The sequence below is a fragment of the Serratia sp. root2 genome, assembly GCF_031931805.1.
GTDB lineage: Bacteria > Pseudomonadota > Gammaproteobacteria > Enterobacterales > Enterobacteriaceae > Serratia > Serratia inhibens.
On the sequence record NZ_JAUJXB010000007.1, the window covers coordinates 146,988 to 170,524 of the forward strand.

The 23,537-nt window shown below is 56.5% G+C and carries 23 protein-coding genes; 7 read left to right on the forward strand and 16 right to left on the reverse strand.

Going from position 1 to position 23,537, the window contains the following annotated elements:
* Nucleotides 1-29: 29 nt before the first annotated feature.
* The 5 genes from creD to sdhE form a co-directional block, all read right to left on the reverse strand.
* Nucleotides 30-1,394: a cell envelope integrity protein CreD gene (gene creD, locus QZQ97_RS22500; RefSeq protein ID WP_311995240.1), complete on the reverse strand. Its 1,365-nt coding sequence runs from the start codon at nucleotides 1,392-1,394 to the stop codon at nucleotides 30-32.
* A gap of 84 nt (nucleotides 1,395-1,478) precedes the next feature.
* A complete protein-coding gene (gene creC / locus QZQ97_RS22505; RefSeq protein WP_311995241.1) occupies nucleotides 1,479-2,897 on the reverse strand; it encodes a two-component system sensor histidine kinase CreC in 1,419 nt (472 codons plus the stop codon).
* Nucleotides 2,894-3,589 (reverse strand): two-component system response regulator CreB, encoded by a 696-nt coding sequence (gene creB / locus QZQ97_RS22510; RefSeq protein ID WP_311995242.1) that lies wholly within the window; start codon nucleotides 3,587-3,589, stop codon nucleotides 2,894-2,896. The genes creC and creB overlap by 4 nt, the downstream gene beginning before the upstream one ends.
* Complete coding sequence (locus QZQ97_RS22515) at nucleotides 3,589-4,011, reverse strand: protein YgfX (RefSeq protein WP_311995243.1); 423 nt, start codon at nucleotides 4,009-4,011, stop codon at nucleotides 3,589-3,591. The genes creB and QZQ97_RS22515 overlap by 1 nt, the downstream gene beginning before the upstream one ends.
* A complete protein-coding gene (gene sdhE / locus QZQ97_RS22520; RefSeq protein ID WP_212557451.1) occupies nucleotides 3,992-4,258 on the reverse strand; it encodes an FAD assembly factor SdhE in 267 nt (88 codons plus the stop codon). Before sdhE ends, QZQ97_RS22515 begins: the two co-directional genes overlap by 20 nt.
* Nucleotides 4,259-4,582: 324 nt before the next feature.
* Between sdhE and ygfZ the strand changes: the two genes are divergently transcribed.
* On the forward strand, nucleotides 4,583-5,569 hold the full coding sequence (gene ygfZ / locus QZQ97_RS22525; protein WP_311995244.1) for a tRNA-modifying protein YgfZ: 987 nt from the start codon (nucleotides 4,583-4,585) through the stop codon (nucleotides 5,567-5,569).
* 42 nt (nucleotides 5,570-5,611) lie between these two features.
* Here ygfZ and QZQ97_RS22530 read toward each other — a convergent pair whose 3' ends face one another.
* Nucleotides 5,612-6,109, reverse strand: a complete 498-nt coding sequence (locus QZQ97_RS22530) for a DUF2165 family protein (RefSeq protein WP_311995245.1) — start codon at nucleotides 6,107-6,109, stop codon at nucleotides 5,612-5,614.
* Nucleotides 6,110-6,274: 165 nt separating this feature from the next.
* Entirely contained in the window at nucleotides 6,275-6,952 is a 678-nt protein-coding gene (gene trhA, locus QZQ97_RS22535) for a PAQR family membrane homeostasis protein TrhA (RefSeq protein ID WP_311995246.1), read from the reverse strand.
* Nucleotides 6,953-7,141: 189 nt separating this feature from the next.
* Here trhA and QZQ97_RS22540 point away from each other — a divergent pair, with 189 nt between their 5' ends.
* Complete coding sequence (locus QZQ97_RS22540; RefSeq protein ID WP_311995247.1) at nucleotides 7,142-7,750, forward strand: HD domain-containing protein; 609 nt, start codon at nucleotides 7,142-7,144, stop codon at nucleotides 7,748-7,750.
* A gap of 47 nt (nucleotides 7,751-7,797) precedes the next feature.
* Here QZQ97_RS22540 and QZQ97_RS22545 read toward each other — a convergent pair whose 3' ends face one another.
* Genes QZQ97_RS22545 through QZQ97_RS22560 form a run of 4 tightly spaced genes read right to left on the reverse strand, consistent with a single transcriptional unit; the run spans nucleotide 7,798 to nucleotide 11,888 of the window.
* Complete coding sequence (locus tag QZQ97_RS22545; protein WP_311995248.1) at nucleotides 7,798-9,123, reverse strand: MFS transporter; 1,326 nt, start codon at nucleotides 9,121-9,123, stop codon at nucleotides 7,798-7,800.
* Nucleotides 9,120-9,773, reverse strand: a complete 654-nt coding sequence (locus QZQ97_RS22550; protein ID WP_311995249.1) for a DUF4286 family protein — start codon at nucleotides 9,771-9,773, stop codon at nucleotides 9,120-9,122. Before QZQ97_RS22550 ends, QZQ97_RS22545 begins: the two co-directional genes overlap by 4 nt.
* 52 nt (nucleotides 9,774-9,825) lie before the next feature.
* On the reverse strand, nucleotides 9,826-11,175 hold the full coding sequence (locus tag QZQ97_RS22555; protein ID WP_311995250.1) for an amidase: 1,350 nt from the start codon (nucleotides 11,173-11,175) through the stop codon (nucleotides 9,826-9,828).
* Nucleotides 11,175-11,888 (reverse strand): DUF2848 domain-containing protein, encoded by a 714-nt coding sequence (locus QZQ97_RS22560; RefSeq protein WP_311995251.1) that lies wholly within the window; start codon nucleotides 11,886-11,888, stop codon nucleotides 11,175-11,177. The genes QZQ97_RS22555 and QZQ97_RS22560 overlap by 1 nt, the downstream gene beginning before the upstream one ends.
* 127 nt (nucleotides 11,889-12,015) lie before the next feature.
* Between QZQ97_RS22560 and QZQ97_RS22565 the strand changes: the two genes are divergently transcribed.
* Both QZQ97_RS22565 and QZQ97_RS22570 read left to right on the forward strand, forming a co-directional pair.
* The gene (locus tag QZQ97_RS22565) at nucleotides 12,016-12,693 is read left to right on the forward strand and encodes a GntR family transcriptional regulator (protein WP_311995281.1); all 678 of its coding nucleotides are present in this window, start codon (nucleotides 12,016-12,018) and stop codon (nucleotides 12,691-12,693) included.
* A gap of 324 nt (nucleotides 12,694-13,017) precedes the next feature.
* Nucleotides 13,018-16,158: a hypothetical protein gene (locus QZQ97_RS22570; protein ID WP_311995252.1), complete on the forward strand. Its 3,141-nt coding sequence runs from the start codon at nucleotides 13,018-13,020 to the stop codon at nucleotides 16,156-16,158.
* Nucleotides 16,159-16,209: 51 nt separating this feature from the next.
* On the opposite strand, the gene QZQ97_RS22575 is transcribed toward QZQ97_RS22570, so the two are convergent.
* The 3 genes from QZQ97_RS22575 to QZQ97_RS22585 are packed head-to-tail and all read right to left on the reverse strand — an operon-like array spanning nucleotide 16,210 to nucleotide 18,057.
* Nucleotides 16,210-16,956: an SDR family oxidoreductase gene (locus QZQ97_RS22575; protein ID WP_311995253.1), complete on the reverse strand. Its 747-nt coding sequence runs from the start codon at nucleotides 16,954-16,956 to the stop codon at nucleotides 16,210-16,212.
* Nucleotides 16,957-16,981: 25 nt separating this feature from the next.
* Nucleotides 16,982-17,794 (reverse strand): MipA/OmpV family protein, encoded by an 813-nt coding sequence (locus QZQ97_RS22580; protein WP_311995254.1) that lies wholly within the window; start codon nucleotides 17,792-17,794, stop codon nucleotides 16,982-16,984.
* Between the two features lie 29 nt (nucleotides 17,795-17,823).
* Nucleotides 17,824-18,057 carry a hypothetical protein gene (locus tag QZQ97_RS22585; protein WP_311995255.1) on the reverse strand — a complete coding sequence of 78 codons (234 nt, stop codon included), beginning with the start codon at nucleotides 18,055-18,057 and terminating at the stop codon, nucleotides 17,824-17,826.
* A 187-nt stretch (nucleotides 18,058-18,244) separates the two neighbouring features.
* On the opposite strand from QZQ97_RS22585, the gene QZQ97_RS22590 reads away from it, so the two are divergent.
* Nucleotides 18,245-18,913: a response regulator gene (locus QZQ97_RS22590; RefSeq protein WP_311995256.1), complete on the forward strand. Its 669-nt coding sequence runs from the start codon at nucleotides 18,245-18,247 to the stop codon at nucleotides 18,911-18,913.
* Nucleotides 18,910-20,319, forward strand: coding sequence for a sensor histidine kinase (locus tag QZQ97_RS22595; RefSeq protein WP_311995257.1), 1,410 nt, complete (start codon nucleotides 18,910-18,912; stop codon nucleotides 20,317-20,319). Before QZQ97_RS22590 ends, QZQ97_RS22595 begins: the two co-directional genes overlap by 4 nt.
* A 54-nt stretch (nucleotides 20,320-20,373) precedes the next feature.
* On the opposite strand, the gene QZQ97_RS22600 is transcribed toward QZQ97_RS22595, so the two are convergent.
* Nucleotides 20,374-21,258 carry a LysR family transcriptional regulator gene (locus QZQ97_RS22600; protein WP_311995258.1) on the reverse strand — a complete coding sequence of 295 codons (885 nt, stop codon included), beginning with the start codon at nucleotides 21,256-21,258 and terminating at the stop codon, nucleotides 20,374-20,376.
* Between the two features lie 126 nt (nucleotides 21,259-21,384).
* Here QZQ97_RS22600 and QZQ97_RS22605 point away from each other — a divergent pair, with 126 nt between their 5' ends.
* Nucleotides 21,385-22,521, forward strand: coding sequence for an MFS transporter (locus tag QZQ97_RS22605; protein ID WP_311995259.1), 1,137 nt, complete (start codon nucleotides 21,385-21,387; stop codon nucleotides 22,519-22,521).
* Here the strand turns inward: QZQ97_RS22605 and QZQ97_RS22610 are convergent.
* Nucleotides 22,518-23,483, reverse strand: a complete 966-nt coding sequence (locus QZQ97_RS22610) for a quinone oxidoreductase family protein (protein WP_311995260.1) — start codon at nucleotides 23,481-23,483, stop codon at nucleotides 22,518-22,520. The two genes, QZQ97_RS22605 and QZQ97_RS22610, sit on opposite strands and share 4 nt — an antisense overlap.
* Nucleotides 23,484-23,537 lie beyond the last annotated feature (54 nt).

Consider the following 23,537-nt stretch of genomic DNA (forward strand, 5'->3'; position numbering starts at 1 on the left):
GGCGCGATTGCCGCGCCCAACGCCTCTGCTTATTTCCACAACCGGAAGCGGTTTTCGCCGTCACCGGTCGGCGTTTCGCCGCTCAACCGCGCCGGGTCGGCCACCTGATACCAGTCCAGCTTACGCGTCAACAGCATTATCCCCGCCAGAATAGCGAACAACAGCCCTGCCCCCAGCACCAGCGCATTATCTTCAGACTGCAACAACAGGTACAACACGCCATAAAGCATCAGCAGGCTGCCGGCGAACACCGCCCCGCGCCGCTTACCGCGTAGCACTGCGCTGAGATAAAAGGCGATCAGGCCACTGCAGGCCACGCTGGCCAACAGGTACGCAGTCGCAAAGCCGAAATGTTCGGAGAACGCCAGCAGTATCAGGTAGAACAACACCAGTGCGGCACCGACCAGCAGATACTGAATCGGGTGTACCCGCAAGCCGGTCAGGGTTTCGAACAGGAAGAACGCCATAAACGTCAACCCGATAAACAGCACCGCATATTTCACCGCACGCTCGGTCAGTTGGTAGTGATCCACGGGCTCAATCAGGCTGGTGCTGAAGGCCGGCAGTTTGTCTTCGTCAATGATCCCATCGTCATAGTGAAACGCGCTGTTGATGTTATTGGCGAACCAGGTGCTGCGCCAGCGGGCGCTAAAGCCTTTTTCAGTCACCTTGCGTTCATCCGGCAGGAAGTTACCGAGGAAATTAGGGTGCGGCCAGTTGCTTTGCAGCGTCAATTCGCTGCTGCGACCAAGCGGCACCAATGACAAGCTGCTGGTGCCCGCCAACGTCAGGGTAAAAGCGGCATCCAGCCCCTCTTTTTGCAACGCGGCAAGCTGTAGCGGCGCATGAATGCCCTGCGGCAGTGCATCCACTCGCGTGCCCGGTTCAAAGGTGATTGGCGGCTGGGCGCTGGCAAGCGGCGAAATGCTCTTGATGCCACGTGAGTCGCTGAGGGCGACCAGCAAGTAGGGCTGCTCAAGGGTCACGTTGCTGCGCTGCAAATCAGCCAAATCCGGCTGACCGAACTTCACCTGAAACTTTAACGGCCCCTGATACACCTGGGTCTGATAAATGCCCAACTTGCGCACCTCTACGTTCGGCTTGCCGCTGACCTGTAAACTCTCCGGCAGCAGATAACGATAATGCCGCACCCTCTGCACTGTCGGTTGCCCCTTGTCATCCTTCTTCTCTTCTCGCTCGATATAAGGGATGACAATCAACGGCCCCAAAATGCGCTGCGCCCGGCTGGTGCTTTCGCTCACCTGCCCAACCACGCTCTGGCGATAGCCACTGCGCTCCTCAATCACGTTCATCAACTGCGTCACCGGGATAATCATTAAAATCATCAATCCCAGCAGAGTGGTTATTTTCCAAAACAGTACCGATTTCATCATCGCTGCGCGCTCCTTGTAGGTAATGGCACCACGATAAAACCGGCAGGTGAAAACAGGATGTGGTTATGTGAAGGGACGGTGAAGTCAGAGCGATAAAGTGAAAACGGCGACCACGCCGTGCGGCTGGCGGTTGTGCAACTGAATGCTGCCCCGGTGCAATCGCGCCACTTCCTGCACAAAATTCAGGCCCAGCCCGCTGCTTTTGGGTTTATCGGCCCGCGCCAGCGAATAGAAGCGCTCAAACACTTTGTCCTGCGCGTAGTGCGGGATACCGCTACCGTTGTCGCTGACGGTGATGAGGTAATGACTCTCCCGGCGTTCGCCGCACACGCTGACGGCCCCGCCCGACGGGGTGAAATCCAGCGCGTTGTCGAGCAGATTGGTCAGTGCCTGGCTAATCAGCAGCCCATCGACGGTCAGCGTGATCGCCTCCAGCGCATCCACCTGCAACACAACGCCACGCTGCGCTGCCTGAGCCTCTTTGCCCGCCACCGTTTGGCGCACCAGCGGCGCCATAGCCAGCGGTGCCAATTCCAGACCGGGCCGGCTCTCGAGGCGTGCCTGCACCAACAGCTTATCCACCAATTGCTGAATACGGGCGCTTTGCTGTTCGATATTGGTCAAAAATCGCCGGGCAGTCGCCGGTGGCGGCATTTCCTGCAGCAGCTCGGCCGCACCGCGGATCGCCGCCAGCGGGCTTTTCAGTTCGTGGGTCAGGGTATGCACGTACTGTTCGATATAAGCTTTGCCTTCCAGCTTCATCCTCATGCTTTCCAGCGCTTGCGCCAATTGCGTCAGCTCGTGGCTGCCCATTGTTGGCAACGGCACGCTTTCGCCCTGCGAGACGCCGTCGGCATAGCGTACCAGCCGGCCAATCGAGCGGTTGATCCACCAGACAAAGCCCAGCCCGATCAGCAATGCGATGCCAAGCAGCAACGCGCCCGCCCACAGGATCCGCCGCTCGCTGCGCTTGATCACTGGCGCCATGGTGCTGTTCGGTTTACCTACGCTGAGCACGCCGATAACATTGCCTTGTTCGCGCACTGGCGCGGCGACGTACATCACCGAGCTGTTTTCATCCTGCGGATTGCTGCGCGTACTGCGCGCGCCATATTGGCCGCGCAACGTCAGATAAACGTCATTCCAGCGTGAGTAGTTCTGCCCGACCGCCTGGCCGGCGGAGTCAAAGATAACCGTACCGCGCGCATCGGTGAGATATACGTGATATTCGCTGCGATCCTTGCGGATACCGGCAATATTGGCGCCAATCGGCCGTTGATTCAGCTGAGTGAATGCCTGTGCGAGCTGCCCGTGCGCCACGTCGTCGCGCTGCATGTCCAGACGCGCTATTTGCGCCAGCAGATTGGCGGTATCGACCAGTGTGCCTTCGGTCGCACGCCGCACGCCGGGTTTCACTTCCTGTACGAAAATGCTCAGCACGAAATAGCCCGCCACCGCCACAATCAGGAAATACCCCAGCAGCAGGCGCAGGCCGATTCTCATGATTGGCGGCTCACGCTGTACCCCATACCGCGATGGGTGTGAATAGGCGGTTCACCGGGATCGATCGCACGCAGCTTGGCGCGCAGCGTTTTGATGTGGGTGTCGACGGTGCGATCCAGGCTCTCTTCCGCTTGCGCCCAAACGCTGTCCATCAGTTGCTGGCGTGAAAACACCCGGCCGGGCGCCAGCAGCAGCGTTTTCAACAGCAGAAATTCGTAGCGGGTCAGCGGCAGCGGCCGCTGATGGTAATAAATGGTCGCCGCAGGTTCATCCAGGCCAAAAGGGCCAAAGGTGTACAACGCTGGCTGCTGCAGGCGCTGCTGTTTTTGCAGGCGACGCAGAATGGTGCGCACGCGGGCGCTGACTTCGCGGGGAGAAAAAGGTTTGGCGACGTAATCGTCGGCGCCGATCTCCAGCCCTATCAAACGATCGACTTCGTCGCTGCGGGCGGTGAGAAACAAAATGGGCAAATCCGCCGACTGCGACAATAAACGGCGGCACAGCTCAAAACCGTTGATGTCCGGCAAGCCGACATCGAGGATAACCAGCGCGGGCGCTCCTTGCGCCAACGCCTGCAATGCCGGTTCGCCGCGTTCGAACCAGCGTACCTGGAAGCCTTCGCTCTCCAGGGTATAAATCAGCGTATCGGCAATGCTGGGCTCATCTTCCACCAGCCAAAGCGTCGGCTTCATCAGGGTTCCTCGTCGTCATCGGCCGACGGGTACTGCAACAGCTGGCGCAGATGCCGCCATTCGGCTTTGCCCATGCTGTCGGAGGCCAGCCACAGTCGGCGGCGCTTTTTTCCCTGCGTCGGCTGCAGCGTCAGAAGAATGCCGTAACGCGGCATCCAGGGTTGCTTTACCAGCAACCATTCCTGTCCGTGCCAGCTCAAACGCTTATTCGCCAGCAGGCGCAATTCGCCCTGCCGTGACGCAATGCGCTTTTGGCTGCGGATGCATTCAAACACCACCAGCGTCAGCAACACCAGCCAGATCGGGCCGTAGCCTTCCGGCCAGGGCGCAATCAGGATCAGCAGGATCAAAACGCCATGGGTCAGCAGCGAGAGTAACTGGGTGCGCCAGGAAATGCGGACATTACATCGCCACTGGGCCACGGTCTTTATTTCGCGTCTGGATCAGTGTCACCATTCTCTGCAGTTCACTGTCTTGCGGAGCGCCATGATTCATCAGCCAGTTGAACAGATCGGGATCGTCGTTCTCAAGCAGGCGGATAAACAGGGCTTTGTCTGTGTCATTCAACTGGTCGTACTCATACTCGAAGAACGGCATGATTGAGATGTCCAGTTCGCGCATACCACGGCGGCAGGCCCAGTGAATACGTGCTCTATTGTTAATATCCATGTTGTTATGACTAACCTCTTTTCGGCGTGGCAAAAGCCATCGCAGGGTTCAACCGACACACTGTATGGCAACGCCTGCGCGATATAATTCCATCGGCCAAAGATCTGTCTGCAAGGGTTACCTTTGGCCGTAAGCCCATAGAGTAACAATTTGACATACTCGCCGGGAAGGACGTTCTCTGCGTAAAGTGGAATAAAGCGCTAAATGTCAAAAAAAGCGCTGCCGGGGATGCAAGCGTGAATAACAGTTTGCAAAGCCCGCCGCCTCTTTTACCATGGGGCCAACACACCTTCAGGTAAGCTAAACGTTAAGCAGGATCTTACTATGGCGTATAAAATTCCATTTCCACCCCGTCAGCCTTCCGCCTCCTCCCATTTGCCCCTGACCCTGATCTCTCTGGAAGATTGGGCGCTGGTGACGCTGAGCGGCCCGGACACGGTGAAATACCTCCAGGGCCAGGTGACCGCCGACATCGAAGCGCTGGCGGACGATCGTCACGTGCTGTGCGGCCACTGCGACGCCAAAGGCAAAATGTGGAGCAATCTGCGTCTGTTCCACCGCGGTGAAGGCTTTGCCTATCTGGAACGCCGCAGCGTACTGGACAGCCAACTGGCGGAAATCAAGAAATACGCGGTGTTTTCCAAACTCACCATTGCCGTAGATAGCGAAGCGGTGCTGCTGGGCGTAGCCGGTTTCCAGGCGCGTGCGGCGTTGGCGGGCGTATTCGACAGCCTGCCGGATGCTGAGCATCAGGTGGTGCAAGAGGGTGAAACCACCCTGCTGCATTTCTCCCTGCCGACGGAGCGTTTTCTGCTGGTGACCACTGCCGCCGTGGCCGAACAATTAGTGGGCAAACTGAACGAGCAGGCAGAGCTGAACGACAGCCAACAATGGCTGACGCTGGATATCGAAGCCGGTTACCCGGTGATTGACGCCGCCAACAGCGGGCAGTTGATTCCGCAGGCCACCAACCTGCAGGCGTTGGAGGGCATCAGCTTCAGTAAGGGCTGCTATACCGGCCAGGAGATGGTAGCTCGTGCCAAGTTCCGCGGTGCCAACAAGCGTGCGCTGTACTGGCTGGAAGGCAAAGCCGGGCGGGTGCCGCTGGCCGCCGAGGATCTCGAACTGCAGTTGGGCGAGAACTGGCGCCGGACCGGTACGGTGCTGGCCGCCGGCAAGCTGGCTGATGGCCGGCTTTGGGTGCAGGCGGTGTTGAATAACGATTTGGATGCCGACAGCAAGCTGCGGGTACGTGACGATGCCGCCAGTCAGTTGACAATCAAACCCTTGCCGTATTCGCTGGAAGTGTAAGGATTATCCCTGGGCGCAACTTGTTGCGCCCTACAACTCCCGCTATTCGTCCAACTCTCCGTCACGCTGAACCAGATAGATCAGGACTAAAAGAAGGGTTACAAAGAAACGAAAGGCATCAGGCACGCCATTCCACTGTTTCGACATCCACATACCGAACCACTCTCCGCCGATCGACATAAATCCAACTTGCCACGTCAGGAACCCGAGTGTCAGGCCGGCTATCGCCAGCGTTTTACGGCCGTTAAACGCTTGCGACGGCAACTTCAAGCCCCTTAACAAACGCAGGCCACCGAGCCAACACAGCAGCGCAGTCAGGCTTTCCAGCAAAATAATGACAATATAGCCTGCGTGATGCAGCCAGGGAGTTTGTATCGAGCGGTAAGCGATGGTCGCATCGGGGAAAATAGTGTCCATCATAAAAACATGGCGCACAAAGGCGAGGTTGGAGCCGTAATCCGTAATATTGCCAAAGGCAACCAGGGTAGCAAACAGCGCCATAGCGCATACCAGCAGCGTTTTAGATAACCGAACGATCATGATGATGATTCCTGAAAAAGTAATATGTGCACTGACTGAAAGTGCAAGAGTGCGGGCTCAGGAATGGGGAAGGGGCTTGCTGGATACCCGAAAGAAGCAAGCGCTCCTTTTTAACCTAAAAGGAACGCTTGTTCAATATGGCATTAACACATGCGGGGTCGACACTTAAACGTACAGATAAATCGCCATAAAGTGGCACAGGCTGCCGCCGAGCACGAAACCATGCCAGATAGCATGGCCGAAGCGGAACCGTTTGGAAGCGTAAAAAATCACCCCCAGGGTATAGACCACGCCGCCCACCGCCAGCAGCGTTACGCCGCCGATCGCCAGGCGAGTCGCCAGTTGATAAATCACGATCAATGACAGCCAGCCCATAGTCAGATAGGTCACCAACGACAACGCCTCAAAGCGATGGGCGAACGCCAGTTTGAACAATACCCCCAGCAGCGCCAGCCCCCAGATAACCGCCATCAACCCTTTGGCCAGCGGTGAGTTCAGGCCGACCAGCAGAAACGGCGTATAGGTGCCGGCAATCAAGAGGTAGATGGCACAGTGGTCAAATTTTTTCAGCCAGTGCTTGGCTTTCTGATGCGGAATGGCATGGTACAGGGTGGAGGCAAGATACAGCAGGATCATGCTGCCGCCATAAAGCGTGTAACTGGCGATAGCCGTCATATCCGCACCGGTATCCACCGCCTGTACCAGCAGCAACACCAGCCCGACAATGCCGAAAACCAGCCCGATGCCGTGGCTGATGCTATTGGCTATTTCTTCCGCCCACGGATACGCCGTAGCGGTATTTTTGTCGTCCTCGGCTTTCATCACTACGCCCGTATTTCCCATAAATCACAAACCCTCAAACGCCCAATATTGTTCGAAATTACCGCAACCCAGCTTAGCTGAGAACAATTCCAGTGTACACGTGTACGCTAAAATAAAACTGTGAACGCGTGTAACGCCACAAACATCGAAATCCCCTGCCCGCTGGTCTACAATCGACGGGCTTCACCCATCTACCTTGAGGTTTACACCATGTCATCCGCTGTACCCGCGTTAGATTTCGGCTCCATGACCCAGGTCGTCCAGTTCCTGATGGAAATCGACAAGTTGAAAAGCGTGCAACGCCGCACCAAGGTTCTCGGCACCCAACGCCAGGAAAACTCCGCCGAGCACAGTTGGCACTTTGCCATTGCCGCTCTCAGCCTGGCCGAGTACGCCGGTGAAGACGTGGATATCCAGCGGGTGATCCAGATGGCGCTGCTGCATGACATCGTGGAAATCGATGCCGGTGACGTACTGGTTTACGATCTGGCGGCACGCGCGGCAATCCACGATCAGGAAGTGGCGGCGGCACGCAGGCTGTTTGGCATGCTACCGGCGACACAACGCGAGTATTTCACCGCTTTATGGCAGGAGTATGAAGATGGCGAAAGCGCCGACGCGCGTTTTGCGCTGGTGCTGGACCGCACCATGCCGATGCTGATGAACCTGCATAACGAAGGCCAAAGCTGGGTCGAGAACGGCATCAGCCTAGAACAGGTGCTATCGCGCAACGCGATGATCGCTGAAGTCCACCCGGAGCTGTGGAAACACCTGCTGCAACACCTGCAGGACGCACAGCGCAAAGGCTGGCTGAAGTAATCCCGCTGTCGCAGCAAGCCGGGTGAACGTCTCACCCGGCCTTCCTTTCACAAGGGTTTGTGCGCCGTCTCCTTCGCGGCAATCACCGCCCACAGCGTGATAAGTAACGCCGCCACAACATAGGTCGAGATCGCCAGCGTGCTATCGTAGGACTTGAACAGCGTAGCGATAATCAGCGGCGCAAAGCCGCCGCCGAGAATGCCGGCCAGCGTGTAGGCCAGCGACGACCCGGCATAACGTACCCGGGTCGGGAACTGTTCGGTGATGAATGCCGCCTGCGGACCGTACATCGCCGCATGGATCAGCAAACCTATCACCACCGCCAGACAGATCAGTACCGGCTGGCTGCTGTCCAGCAACACAAAGAATACGAACGCCCAAACCATCGCTGCCAGCGCCCCGCCGATATACACCGGCCGACGGCCAAAGCGATCGGACAGCGCACCGAACATCGGCACGGTAATGGCATTGCCAATCGCCCCCAGCATGGTGGCGGTCAGCGCCAGCGGACGCGGCAGATTCAGCACCGTAGTGACGTAGGTCAGAGTAAATACCACCACCAGCGCATACAGCACGTCGGAACCGATGCGCGAGCCGCCGGCGATCAGCAACGGACGCCTGTGTTGAGTAAATACTTCGCGGATCGGGGCGTGAGTCACATCCTTCGACGCCTCCAGTTTCAGGAATGCCGGCGTTTCCCCCACACCGCTGCGCAACCACAAGCCAAATACCACCAGCACCAGACTGAGCAGGAAAGGGATCCGCCAGCCCCACTGCTGGAAATCATCCGCCGACATCGCCACCGTCACCAGCGTGATCAAACCGGTGCCGATCAGCGTGCCGCAGGAAGGGCCAACCTGAGCAAACGAAGCATTACGCCCCCGCTGATGCGGTTTACCGTGCTCCATCGACAGCAGTACCGCGCCCGCCCATTCGCCCCCCAGCGCGATGCCCTGAATAAAGCGCAGCGTCACCAGCAGCAGTGGGCTCCAGATGCCCCAAGTGGCGTAGCCAGGTAGCAGCCCCATCAGTGCGGTGGTGACCCCCATAATCACCAGCGTGGTGACCAGCACAAACCGCCGGCCCAATACGTCGCCGAGATGGCCAAAAACGATGCCGCCGATCGGCCGCGAGATATAGCCGACCGCATAGGTGGAAAACGCCAGAATGGTGCCCACCAGCGGATCGAACGACGGGAAAAATACGTGGTTGAAAATCAGCGCCGCCATGATGTTGTAAACGGTGAAGTCATACCATTCCAATGCGGTGCCAATCGAACTGGCAGCCGCCAACCTGCCGGTTTTTGGCGGATGGGCAACAGAAGCGGCGGCAGTCGAATCCGCGATCGGTGTTTCAGTGGTTGATGTGCTCATGATGTCAGCTCCTGCTTGGTCAGTTGCCAGCCAAGGACATAGTGCTGGGTCGCCTCAGACGATGTTTTTAACTGGCGACAGGCCAGTTCATTTAGCCGCTGACCGGCGGCGACGCTGCTGCTTTCAATCAGCAACATCGGCAGCAGGCGACGGTTTTCCCGCGACTCTTTTGGCAACGGCGAACTGAGTTCTACGTCGGGCGCAAGCAGGCTGCTGCGGACAAAACCGGGTTGCTCCGCCAGCATGCTCCCCAGATGCGTAATAGCGTTTTTCAGTCTCTCAGGCTCCGCCGGTTCAAGGGTGATGATGGCCAAATGACTGCCGCAGCCCTGACCGGTTACCGCCTCCACCGCGCACACCCGACGCATCGGATCACGCATTTTATCGAGACTTGCCACCGACCAGGGGGTTTGTTGGGTAAAGGCCGCGCGGTAGGCTGCGGAAGTAAAACTGGCCAAGGATTCGGTTTTGTACAACCCAAGGTATTTACGCCCGCCCTGCAACGCCTGATAACGCGTGCCCGACAAAAAACCGGGAACGCGTACCCGCTCTTCCACATGCTCACGGTCATACCACTGATTGAAATCCGCCTCGTCCTGCGCGGCGACATCTGTTGCGACAAACAGCATTCCGTTCGGGGAACCGGTCATGGGTACTCTCCTGTTAGCTCAAAGTATGGCGGGGCCACGCCCCACCGGAACATCACGCACCGGCGAGACAGCGTTCGATCGCCAGCGCCCAGCCCAGCAACGCCTCGTCATGCATCGGCAACCCGGCCAGCATCAGGCCAACCGGCGCGCCGCCAGGCCGCTGGCAAGGTAACGACAGCGCGCAGCCGTCGAGGAAGTTGATCACCGAAGGATTGCGCAGCGCGGCGCCATTGATACGGAAATAGGCGGCTTCATCCGCTTCAAGCTCGGCAATGGTCGGCGCGACCAGCGGGACGGTAGGCATCAGCAGCGCGTCAAACGCTTGCGCGGCGGCGGCAACCCGCCGTTGCCAATCGGCCCGCAACTGCTGCAACTGCCGCAAATCCCCCTCCCCCAGCGGCTGACCGCGGCGAATGCGCGACAGCACCCGTGGGTCATATTCTTCGGCATGTTCGGCGATCAACGCTTGGTGCCAGCGCCAGGACTCCAGCGCGGTAAAACCGCCGGCGGCGTTGATTGCCGCCAGTTCGGCGAATTCAGCGCAGGGAATCTGTTCAATCTGCGCACCGGCCTGCGCCAGCCGCTGCAGGCTGAGGTGAAACGCCGCAGCGACCTCTTCATCCAGGCCGTCCAGCACCAGGGTTTGCGGCACCGCAAAACGCGCCTGATTCAAGCTTTTTAACTGCGGTTGCAAAGGCCGTTCGGCTATCGCCATATCCAGCGCGATGCACCCGGCAACGTCGTGAGCAATCACGCCGATCGAATCCAGCGACGGTGACAGCGGCAGCAGGCCGCCATCGCTGATGCGACGGGCGGTAGGCTTGAAACCGGTCAGGCCGCAGAAGGCCGCCGGGATCCGCACCGATCCGCCGGTGTCACTGCCAATCGCTCCCAAACACATGCCGTCGGCCACCGCGACCGCAGCCCCGGAGGACGAACCGCCGGGAATTCGACGTGCCGCGCGATCCCAAGGGTTGGCGGGTGTGCCGTAGTGAGGGTTGATCCCAAGCCCGGAATAGGCGAACTCGGTCATGTTGGTTTTGCCGATGACCACCGCCCCCGCCTGCAACAAGCGTTCCACCACGGCGGCATGTTTTGCGGCGGCTGGTGCTGCGGCCAATACTCGTGAGCCGGCAGCTGTGGCTTCACCGGCCACGTCGAACAGGTCTTTGACCGACACCGGCACGCCATCCAGCGCTGACAAAGGCTTCCCCTCCGCACGCCGCCGATCGGCAGCCAGTGCCTGCCGTTGCGCCCACTGCGCATAAACGCGGGTAAAGGCGCGCACTCCCTCTCCCTGCTCATCGGCAATGTGCGCCAGCGCGGTGGCGGTCAGCTGCACACTGCTCAATTCACCGCAGGCCAGCCCGGCGGCGGCCTGCCCTAACGTCAGTTTTTTCATTACGCCACCACCGGCAGTTCGATGCTGTGATAGCCATGCGTGATGGAGCGCCCCAGGACCTCGTCCACCAGTTCCATGCGGAATTCGGTCGCCGGCCGGATGCCGCCAATCGCAGCCACCGTACCGCAGGTCATGGCCAGCCCATCGTGCGGCTGTGGCACCGTCAACCCACCTTCCGGCAACTGCTGGCCGCCCAGATAGCGCTCCAGCAGGTCACCCGGGGTGCGCAGGCTGGCAAGGCTCCCCTGCTGGTAAAGCCGGAATTCCCCGTCTTCCTTGATCCACGAACGCAGGATCAGCGAATCCCAATGTGCAATCACCTCTCGCAGCGGCCAGGCAGTGCGCGCAACCGGCTTAACGCAGATCTGTTTGGATAGCGCTACACTGTGCGCTTCCAGTTGACGATCGGTGTGGTCGGACGCCAACGAAACGAACAGCTCGCCGCGATAGGCAAAGATCAGCGGTTCCGCTTCCCCGGAGGTGGCATTGCCGATCACTTCGATGCGTTCGCTCTGGCTTAGCTGGTTAGCCGCCACCCGGTAAAACAGCGGAATTGCACTGGGTTGGGGCACGCCCAGTTCGGCCAACTCCCGAATATGGTGCAAAATCGCCTCGCGATCGCGGCCGGTCCAGCCGGCGATCACCAGATGATCAATCTCGGCATCCAGCGCCTCCGCGCCGCAGGATTCGGGTAAAGTGAAGGTCAATCTCATGGCGTTGTACCTCTTTGGTTAAAATACTGTGAAATTTCACTATATCTTTAGTAACCAAATAAGCGATTTCCGTGCCATGTTTTTGTGTACTATGTCTAAAAACTTTCTTTTGCAGGAGCAGAACGTGATGACCGTTGACGCAGAGAGCCAGGCACTCCCGACGGCAGAGGAAGCCGGGCTGTCACTGAATGAACTGGCCTATCGGCGCTTCAAGCAGGCGCTGGTAACGTTGAGCTATAAACCAGGCGAATACCTCAATACCGCACAGGTCATGAGCGAACTGGAGATGGGCAGAACGCCGATCAATCAGGCGATTCACCGTTTGGCCAATGAAGGGTTGCTGCAGGTGATCCCGCGCAAAGGGGTGATGGTATCGCCGTTGTCGATGGATGACGCGCTGGAGCTGATCGAAGTGCGGCTCGCCAATGAAATGCTGTGTATGCGGCTGGCGAGCAAAAGGATTACCGAGCCACAGATCGCTGCGCTGACCGCGCTCAACCAACAAATCGAAGCCGCCTGCCAGAGCCGCGACCGGGTACGGATGATGACGCTCGATCACGCGTTCCATCAGGAACTGGCGCTGATCGCCGGCAATAACATGTTGGCGGACATATTGAGCGTACTGCACGCCAGAGCGCAGCGTTTCTGGGCCAGCACGTTGTCGCGTGAAGGGCATATGCGGGAGGTGATCGAGGAACATCGGGCAATTATCGCCGCACTGGCCGCCCAGGACAGCGACGCGGCGGCCAATGCCGCAGAGGCACATATCCTGTCGTTTCGCAGCGCACTGCTGCACGAGGGCTGATCCCACTGCCAAGATTCGTAGGTAGAAGAAAACAAGGGTGACATTGCAAACGGCCAACCGAGTTTTCGTTTGCAATAAACTCGGTTACGTATTGACTACCAACATATATATCAAGGTATCGCCTTCATTTTTGCGAGTACCTTCAAGCTCCACGAGTAAAATAAATCGATAAAGTTCAATAAAAAATAATTACCATGCTGTTAATCTCATCGATTAATCAATTGCTAATTACTCCCCCATAAAAATGAATACCTATCACCTTGCTATTCCCATTTCTTACACTTTACTAATGATGTAAAAATTCTATTTTATCTGGGGAATAATATGACTTTCATATCATTACAACGTGATGTCGCGGCAATCTACTTTGGGATCTTAGGCAAGCAGGCCGACAGAGCAACCCTCGAATATTTCGCAAAAAAATTGCATAACGGCGAGCTGTCCATCACCAGTATGGCCGATCGTTTCATCAATGCCGAAGACGGTCAAAAACGCTTAGCCGCTCTTAATGACGCAGATAAAATTCAATATATTTATCATAACACCTATGGCGTTGATGCAGCTGCAGAGCAACTTTCCGTGCTGCAGGCGCAACTTGATGGCGGTGCAAGCCTGGGCCAACTTGCTTCGGGGTTAGTGAGTTCATTACGAGACTATGACGGAAATGATAGAACCCTGCAGTCTCAGCAACAAGCGCTGGAAACCACAATCAATCAGAGCCTGTTCCCATCCTATGCCGGCAATACTGCCGGGCATTCAGGCGCGGCCGACGTTCAGGCAATTTATTATGTATTGCATTCTGCCATGGTAGCGCAGGGCATTAATTTCTGGGGGAAGAAGCTGGATGTAAACCCGAATGAAATAAATAAAATAGCTGATGAATTTGTAAATACCCGGAGCTATTTGACATCGTTAAATGATCACGACTTCGTAAAGAGAATCTTTGAGGAAACATTTAAGAAGACCGCCAACGAAAGTGATATCAACAAATATCTCGCCGGACTGCAAAATCACTCAACATCTCGTGGTGATGTCGTCGTCACCATGATCAATGAAATCCAAAACGACACATCCAGCGAACATTCCGCCGCAAAACAACAATTTCTGTTAGCCACCCATGTTTATAAGCCAGGTGAGCTACCGGAGAATAAATACCTGGAAACCGTGGCCGCACTTTACTATGGCGTTGCCGGTTATACTATGGATGCCGCAGCTCTGGACATGTACAGCAAACAGCTGGCTGCCGGCATGAGCACCGCGGACCTGCTGCGTGACCTGGCCAAAACGCCGGCATTTTCCGAGGCGGTCTACTGGGAACAAGCCTATCAACAACTCTTTAAAACCACGCTCAGCTCTTTCGATAAATCAAAAATTTGGGAACTGAGCGGTAAAGATGCTTATATCGCAACCAGCATGGTTATTGATACCTTTTTGAATGTCGGGAAAGGAGAAAATGACAGGGGTTGGGTCTACTCTGCCAAGAGCTATGAAAATATTGCCAATGCGTTGGGATATGCAAAAAAAGCCGTGCTGACAATAAATGATTCAGGGAAGTTGGTCGCAACCATCAACCATCAACCGGAACACAGCCTATCCAATGTTGAATTTTACGCGCTAAAAAGTGCCGAAATTCAAATCACCCATGAGGCCAACATCCCAATTTACTTCGCACCTAATCTTGAAACGCTCAGGATAACGGGCGATCAAAAAGCCACGTTGGATTTTAGTAAAAAAGCAGATTACACCCATATCCCGACAACAATCATTATGGAAAATACCCATATCTCCTTTATTGGTTCCCACGGTGATGACAGGATTTTCATCGCCTCTAATGCCGATATGATAAATGCCGACGCTCAGTTCCAAATGGACGAAGGCAGCGACTGGCTGATTTGGCAAGGTAACGCCACTGCAGGCACCGCTAATATTGTCAGCAACCACTTCAAGGCCGCGGCCGCACTTTCTGACGATCAGGATAATCCTCCTGATAACCTGCTTTCCGCCAACTTCCTGACCAAGAATATCTACCTGACAACGGAAGCGGATGGAAAAGTAAAGGGTAAAATAGAAAGCAACATTAATAATTTCACTTTTTTCCAGAAAATAGACCTGGCTAACTACAAAGGCACCGGCTCCATCTATCTGGATGGAAAACTGGTCGCAACCGAAGGGAAAAACGTTTTTGATTTTGGCGTCATCAAAGCCGTGACCAGCATCCACAATACCCAATACGCTAACGTTAATCATCTGACGCAACCAACACCGCCCCCCAGCAGTGCCTACCAAAAAGCGACTGGCGGCGCAGGGTTGGCGCTAACGGGTTTTGCCGACAATGTCACCGTAATTAATATGCCGGTAGACGAATGGGGAATGAATTACAGTTTCCGCACGCTCACCGTTTTTGGTGACGCCACGGCCAATAGTCGGATTAATTTCGAGTATCTCGACGATGGTCGCTACTTCCGTACTACCCCCGTCATGACCATAGTATTCAACGGAAACAATATCGATAAGATTGATGCCGGTACGTTAAGTTTTGCTATCACCCACGCTTCAGACCCCAATGCCGAAATTAATAAAGGCATTCGCGTTGAGTCATCCGGCTCGTCTGAAAATACCTTGCGGCTAACCGGCGATAAAAATGCGATCGATACGATAAGTATTTCTGGGGATAAAAAACTGAATCTGATTATCAAAAGCGACTTCAGTACCGATTTGGAACGGATCAATACCAATATGACCAAACATGGATCGCTGAACCTGCTTGCCGAGAAAGGGGGGACCGGCGACGGGGCTCTATATCACTTACTCTCAAATTCTTATGCGAAATACGCGGCAATACGCAGTGAACTGGCAGGGCATCAACTCAACCTCTCTGACTCGTTGGAAAGCGATACGCTTAACGTACGGGGAAACACCACCATCACGCGCGACGTGAAGCATCAGGTCGGTGGCGATACGATCATATTCAAGGACAGCACCATTAACAGCATGGTTACGCTAAAAGCCGTTGAAAACTGGTACCCTTCCACCGATCCAACCCTCGGTAAAGATGACAAAATCATCGTGGGCGATAGCGCCAATCCTTGGGTGTTTTCAACAAAGAGTGAGCGCACAATGACCTCTTACGGCGAATACACGTTAAGCGAATCCAATGCGTTGTTTGCCTCGTTGAATGTAGCCCCCACGGCTACCGCGTTCGATGTGTTCAGTAAAGCACTGTCCGTGGCAACACACGGCGCCAGTGAAAATCAACTGAGTGAGGTTGGCGTACTGAAACTCGAAAAGAACAGTTTCATCATTATCGACAGCAACAATAACCATTCCTTCGATAGTGATGATATCGTCTTTTCGTTGGGAAACATGGCCATCAGCGACACACTTAAATTGGCGCATTATACCCCGCCCAACGTTGAAATCAGCGGCGCCACAGCGGCACCCCATGAGTTAGAGTTAGTGGGATAATCGGCAACGGCAAAAGGGAAATAGCGCCAGAGGTTATTTCCCTTTTTTTTCTTATCGCCCGCCGGCAGCCTCGATAAAACTGCCGGTCACGTAAGACGCGGCATCGGACAGCAGAAAGGCGATGACTTCTGCCACCTCTTCCGGAGAGCCGCCGCGCTGCATCGGCAACCCGCTTTTTACCCGGTCGACACGCCCCGGTTCACCGCCGCTGGCATGCATGTCGGTATAAATAAACCCCGGCCGCACGCAGTTGACCCGAATGCCCTGCGCCGCCACCTCGAGCGAAAGCCCGGTGGTCAGCGTGTCGACCGCCCCCTTGGATGCGGCATAGTCGACATATTCGCCCGGCGCCCCCAAACGGGCGGCGGCGGAAGACACATTAACGATGGCTCCGCCCTTCCCGCCATGGCGCTGTGCCATCCGCTTCACCGCCTCGCGGCAGCAGAGAAAATAGCCGGTCACGTTGGTGGTCAATACCTTGTTGATGCGCTCGGCGGTAAGTTGCTCGATACTGGCCTGCCGAAACAGAATGCCGGCATTGTTGACCAGGGCGTCGAGCGGGCCAAGGGTCGCGTCCAGTGTGGCAAACATCGCCACCACCTGGCTTTCGTCAGCGATATCCGCCCGCAATGCCAGCGCCCGCCCCCCCAGCGACGCAATCTCAGCGACAACCTGCTGCGCCGCCGTCTCATCTTTCAGATAGTTAACGCCCACCGCGTACCCCTGACGGGCCAGCAGCAGCGCCGTGGCGCGCCCAATACCCCGGCTGGCGCCGGTGACCAATGCAACTTTCGACATGCTGTTCCTTTTTAGGGTCGGGAAATCAGAAACTGTAACTGGCGCTCAGGAAGGCAACCCCAGCCACTTTTTTCTCGACGATCGGGCTTTTGGCCGCGTCGCCCAACAGAGTATAGATACCCACACCGGCCTGGAAGGCGATTTCTGGCGTCCATTGGTAATTCAGCGCGCTATTGAGTGCCACCTGCTTAAAGCCGCTCCCCGGCCGATAGGCGGCGAAAGAGGTTTGCTGCGCCTGACGTTGCGTTACGCCGAAATAGCCGCGCTGATAGCCGCTGTTGGCCCAGGTGGTGCTCAAGTCGGTCGTCAGGGTCAGCGCATCGCTCAGTGGATAAACCGCCGCCACGCCCAGATCGACGTAGGCGGTATGCCCCAGATCTTCATCCCCATAACGGCGCGCCTTGGTCGCCTGCATGCCTTTTACATAGGCATGGAAAGCATCAAATTTATAGCTCAGCTCTATGCCCGCCTCAAAAGCCCCCTCGAGATCACCCATGCCCTTTAGCCGCTTGTTGCGGCCGCTCAGCGTTTTCACCTCTTCATCTCGCCCGGCGTCATAACCGGCCAATAAGGCAATGCCAAACGGCCCTGACAACGGCAATTGCCAACGCGCGCCCTCGTGCAAGCCCAGACTGAAATCACCCCAGGCCGATTTATCGTAGCCAGCCTCGATATCGTACAACGGCTCGGCGCTATAGCTGGAAGCGCCCTCATAAACCGGCGCCACCGCCATGCCGCCGCTGAGTTTCAATGAAGCTTCCCCGCCGTCCTGCGTAAAGCCTTGCAGGGGAAATAGCATCAATAATGTCACTGCGGAATAACCCAGAGTCTTATTCACCTTCTCTACCTTATTATTTAATGGGGATCTTATAGCGCCGCCAGGCGCCGTAATTGTTTTTTTATACGGGGTTTGACACTGTTAAAAATATCCGACATCACCGTATGCGAGCTAAGCTGTATGCCCGTCGGGTGTGGCGCTGGTTTGTTTTCGCCCCAGACGCCAGCGTGAAAAATCAGCAGAACCAGAGCGACAAATAAAATCACGCACAGGCGGATAACGCCCCCGGGGAGGGTTAAATGTAAAGCGTTGTCGGCATGCATTTTTTATCCAGAGGTGATTGTTGTGCAGAAGAGCCTACCCGAAACCCAGTGTCATTCCCTTAACGTGAAATTAACGCCAGATTAAGGTTTGCTTAAGAAGGGATGAGCGAACAGTCACACGGCGTTGTCTTCCTCCGAAGGTTGTAGTTATATAGCCGCCAGCGCAGTGACATAAACCGGATATCAAGTGAACATATTGCTTGTGGAAGACGATCTGCAATTGGGCAAAGCCCTGTGCCGCGCATTGGAACTGGCAGGGTTCGACCTGTGCTGGGTGCGGCTGCTCCATGATGCACAACATAAATTATCGCAGCGCAGTTTCGATTTAATGCTGCTGGATCTGACGCTGCCCGACGGCGACGGATTGACGAGACTGGTCGAGTGGCGCGCCACCGGACAAAATATTCCCATCATTATTCTGACCGCCCGCGATCGCATAGAAAGCCTGGTCAATAGTCTGGACTCCGGCGCAGACGACTTTCTGGCCAAACCTTTTGCGCTGCCGGAACTGATTTCACGCGTGAAGGCGGTGAACCGGCGTATGGCCGGTTTTGCCTCCCAGACCTGGAGCCTCGGCAATCTGTATCTGGACCCGATGAACCATCAGGTGACGCTGGAAGAAGAACTGTTGCTGCTATCAAAAAAAGAGTACCGACTGCTGCATGAGCTGATGCGCTGCGCTGGCACGGTGGTGCGCAAGGCCGCACTGGAGCAGCGGCTGTTCGGCAATGGCGACAGTGTGGAAAGTAACTCCCTGGAGGTGCATATGCATAACCTGCGACGCAAGATCGGCAAGGAAAGGATTATTACCGTACGCGGCATCGGGTATTTATTGAAGAAAGAGACACAGGGATGATCAGTTTTAAATCCTTTTTTATGCGCACCATTGTTTTTCAGGTACTGGCGATATTATTGCTATGGGGTGGCGTGATTGGCTGGGCCAAGTATCTCTATTTCCCCGACATGGAAAAGTATTTGGATAACCAGCAGCGTATCGTCGCACTAGGCCTCGCCAATATCCTCGAAAGGACCCAAACGACCGATCCTAATTATCCTGAGATCATCAAAGATATCGAAAAAATGTATATCGACTCGATCAATAACGGCATGCTGGACGAAATAGACTACCACCCGTTATTTGTGGTTTACGATCATAATAATCAAGTGATCTACGCTTCGCCACCGCAGGAAAAACCGCTGATCCTCCCCCCGTCGGTGCTGTCCGGCACCATTAGCTATGCCAACGAGAAGTGGCATATCTCCGGTAGCTGGAGCGATAAACGGCAGTTTCGGGTGATCATCGGTGAATCCTTTGAGGACCGCACCACCATTTTTGGCAACCCGGCGGAAAGCACCGCAATCCCCCTGTTGGTGGTCCTGGCTGCCATTATTGTTACGCTGCTGATCACCGCTTATTTCAGCCTGCGCCCCCTGCGGCAAATCGCCAGAATGATCTCCGACCGCAAACCCGGCAATTTAGCGCCGATTAACGTCCGCGAGCAATACCAGGAAATCCGGCCGGTAATACTTGAAATCAATAAGTTGATGACACGTATCGATGCCGCCAATCAGCGTGAAAAACGCTTTATGGCCGATGCCGCGCACGAACTGCGCACCCCTATCGCCGCCGTGCTGGCGCAATTGCACTTGCTGACCCAGGTGGCGGACAAGACCGAGCGGCAGGAAATTATTGAAGACATGCAGCAGGGGCTGGATCGCGCAGCATCGCTGTCACGCCAGCTGATTGACCTGGCCAAGCTGGAATCGGAAAACTTTCCGCTGAAGATGGAAGCGGTGGATATCTACGCTGAAATCAGCAAGTGCATCGCGCAACACGTGCCTTATGCGCTGGAGAAAAACGTCGAACTTTCACTGGATGGCAGTGAAAGTGTAGTGATTGAGACTGACCGCCACTCGCTGATCGCCATATTCACCAACCTGCTGGATAACGCCATTAAATACGCGCCGGCCGGCGGTCGCATCGAAGCCAACATCCGTTCGCTGTCGCCGATGGGTTGCTATGTTAGCCTGCGCGACAACGGGCCGGGCGTGAATAAAGAACACTGCAAACGCCTGTTTGAACGCTTTTACCGCGTACCCGGCACTCAACAGATCGGCAGCGGTCTGGGGTTGGCGATCGCCAAAAACCTGGCCGATAAAATCGGCGCGCAACTGCGGATCACCGAAGGGCTTGACGATCGCGGTATCGGATTTGTGATCGATCTACCGGAACATTACCCGTCCCCACAGGGAAAGGAATAAATCGACGGCTGTCCCCCATTCTTCTCCCGCAACGACAAAGGGATCTGACATGTTTTACTCCTGCCTCGTTTTCAGGCCGAGGTAGTCAACCAGCGCGCGGACTTTCGGCGGCAGATAGGGCCCGGCCGGCCACAGTAACCACAGGGCTTCGGCGCGAATGGCATAGTCATCCAACACGCTGACCAGCGCGCCGGCGGCAATATCGGCACGCACAAAATAGTCCGGCAGCCAAGCCAACCCCAATCCCTGGCGGGCGAAACACACCCGGGCCTCAATGTTATTGCATACCATTGTCACCGGCAGGCGTGGGAAGTCAGCGGGATCGAATCCCCGTAACTGCCATATCTCCAGTTTTCCACTGTTGGACGAGCGGTAATGCAAACAGGCGTGATGCATCAGATCCTCAGGATGCTGTGGCACGCCGGCACGCTCCAGATAATCGGGGGCCGCGACCAGCAAGGAACGCAGCGGCGTGAGCCGCCTGGCAATCAGCCGCGAATCGGCAGGCTGGCCGGCGCGGATCACCAGGTCAAACCCTTCACCAACCACATCGACAAAGCGGTCGGTGAATTCCATCTCCAGCGACACTTCAGGGTAATCGCTCAGGAAGCCCGCCAGCAAAGGCGTCATCGTACTTTCTGCCGGCAGGCTGATGCGCAACCGACCGCGCGGCAGGATATTGCTTTGCGCCAGTTCGTCTTCCACCTCCTGAACCTGCGTCAGGATAGCCTGACTGCGTTCAAAGAAACGCGCCCCTTCCGCCGTCAGGGTCACGCTGCGGGTGCTGCGATTGAGGAGCCTTACCTGCAAACGGGCTTCAAGCCGGGCAATCCCCTTGCTGACCGCTGAAGGCGACAGGCCGCGCTGGCGAGCTGCCGCAACAAAACTACCGCTGGTCGCCACCTGCACGAACAGCGCCATGGCGTTTAAACTCTCCACATTCACTCCATGATGACTTTTTTGTCATGTTAGAAATGAATTAAACACTATTTTTCTTTAATCCCGCATTCCTTATTGTGACGTCATTGATTACAGCGCTTTGACCCCAGAGCAAAAGGAGAATTTATGCGGGCATTACTCGTCTTGATGTTGGGTGCCTTTGTTTCACAAACCACGGAATACCTGCCTATCGGGTTGTTGCCGCAGATCGCCGGTGATCTGCAAATTTCGCACACCCGCGTTGGCGCCTTGGTCACCGGCTATGCGTGGATCGTGGTATTGACCGCCATTCCTTTTACCCTGCTGACCCGTCACATCGATCGCCGTACTCTGTTTCTTACTTTGACCGGCGTCATTACGCTGTCCAACGGGCTGGCTATCTTTGCTCACGGCTACTGGACGCTGGCACTATTGCGGAGCTTCGCTGCATTGGGTCACGGCGCTTTCTGGGCACTGCTGGCATCTTATGCGGTGAAAATTGCGCCGCAGATGCCGCCGGCCAGAGCCACGGCCTGGGCGTTTGCCGGTATTTCCGCCGCCATTGTCGGGGGGATCCCGCTGGCGGCGTATGTCGGCCAGCATCTTGGTTGGCAGGCGGGCTTCGCCCTATTTGGCCTGTTAGGATCGCTGACGCTGGTCTTGGGGTATCTGTGGCTGCCGGCAATGAAACTGGCGCCGCAATCGGAGGCAACGAGCACTGCGCGAAGAAATTGGCCATTATATGCAGCGGCTTTCACTACCCTGCTGGTCGTCAGCAGCCATTTCAATGGCTACACCTACATCCTGCCGCTGCTGTCTGAGCTGGCACGCCTGCCGGTCAGCGATAACAGCCTGCTGCTATTGGTGTTTGGCGCCTCCGGCATTCTAGGCACGCTGCTGGCCGGGCTGCTGGGGAAAAGGTCGCTGCAACTGGCGATCGCGGCTGCCACCGGCATCGTCGTCAGTCAGGCCATCATGCTGTTCAGCCCTGAGCTGCCCATGCTGGCCTGGCTTGATATGGTGATTTGGGGAACGGCGATCTCCGCGTTGATTATCGGGCTGCAAAGCTGGGTGATTGAACTGGCGCCGCACAATGCCGAGGCTGCCTCGGCACTGTATGTCACCACCTTTAATCTTGGCATCGGCGGCGGCGCATTAACCGGTGGAGCTATGCTGGCCCATTTTGGGGCGGGTGCGGTACTGTGGCTCGGGCTGGCCATCGGGGTGGCGGCGCTGGCCAGTTTTTTCCTGGCGACCAAACTGGCCGCCAGGGCTAACGCCTAACGAGAAATGCGGATCACCGAACGAACATCGCTTTTCTTGTTCAGATCCCAGACTGCGGCAATCTCGGACAAGCCATGCTCCTGCGTCTCGACGGCAATTTTGCCTGCCGCCGCCAGGGCCAGGATCTCATGGGCATATCTTTGCATTTCCGCCACCGGCGGGAAATTACCGGTGCCGCTGCCCATAATCTGCAGTTGATTACTGCGCAGCACCGCCGCCGGCAGCCGGATATCCGGCCCGGCCATTGAGCCGACGTTAACCAGCCGGATACCACGCCCTCCTGCATAGGAAGAAAGGTCGTGATTGTTCAGAGTGGCGAGCAGCGCTTCGGTGGCCGCCCCCCAAATATAATCGATGATCACGTTATAACCTGCCGGGCCGGCTGCGTCGGCAAAAGCCCGTATCAGCTCTGCGCCTTCCAGCCCGAGATCTACCGTGCCATCAACGCCCAGCGCATCCAGCACGCTCTGCCGCCGACCGGCGGCCACGATGCGCCCCGCTCCCGCCTGACGCGCAGCGGCCACCGCCAGCTTGCCCGACGTGCCCGTGGCACCGATAATCAGCACAGTTTCACCCGGCTGCACCTCGGCGCGCCAATGCAGCGGCAGCCAGGCGGCGAAAGCCGGGTTAATCAGCGCCGCTGCGGTAGCGTCATCCACGCCTTCCGGCACCGGCACGGTCCATGACGCGACGGTTCTTTCCGCCAGCGCGCCATGCGGCTGGCGGAACGAGGCGAAATAAACCCGTTGGCCGTCCGGGGTGTAGCCCACGCCATCGGTGCCGGGCACAATCGGCAAGGTTTTGGGGCTGGAGTAATGGGTTCCCGCCACCATCGCGCGGTCAAGCTGCTTAATGCCCGCCAACGTTACCTCAATCAACACCTCGCCAGCCTGAACCTGCGGCTCCCCAACTGACCCGAAAACCGGTGGCTGCCCTAACGTTTTTACGATTGCCGCTTTCATAACGATTCCTTATGCCATTGAGTTTGCCCATTAAGCAGTGAAGCGCAATCACTG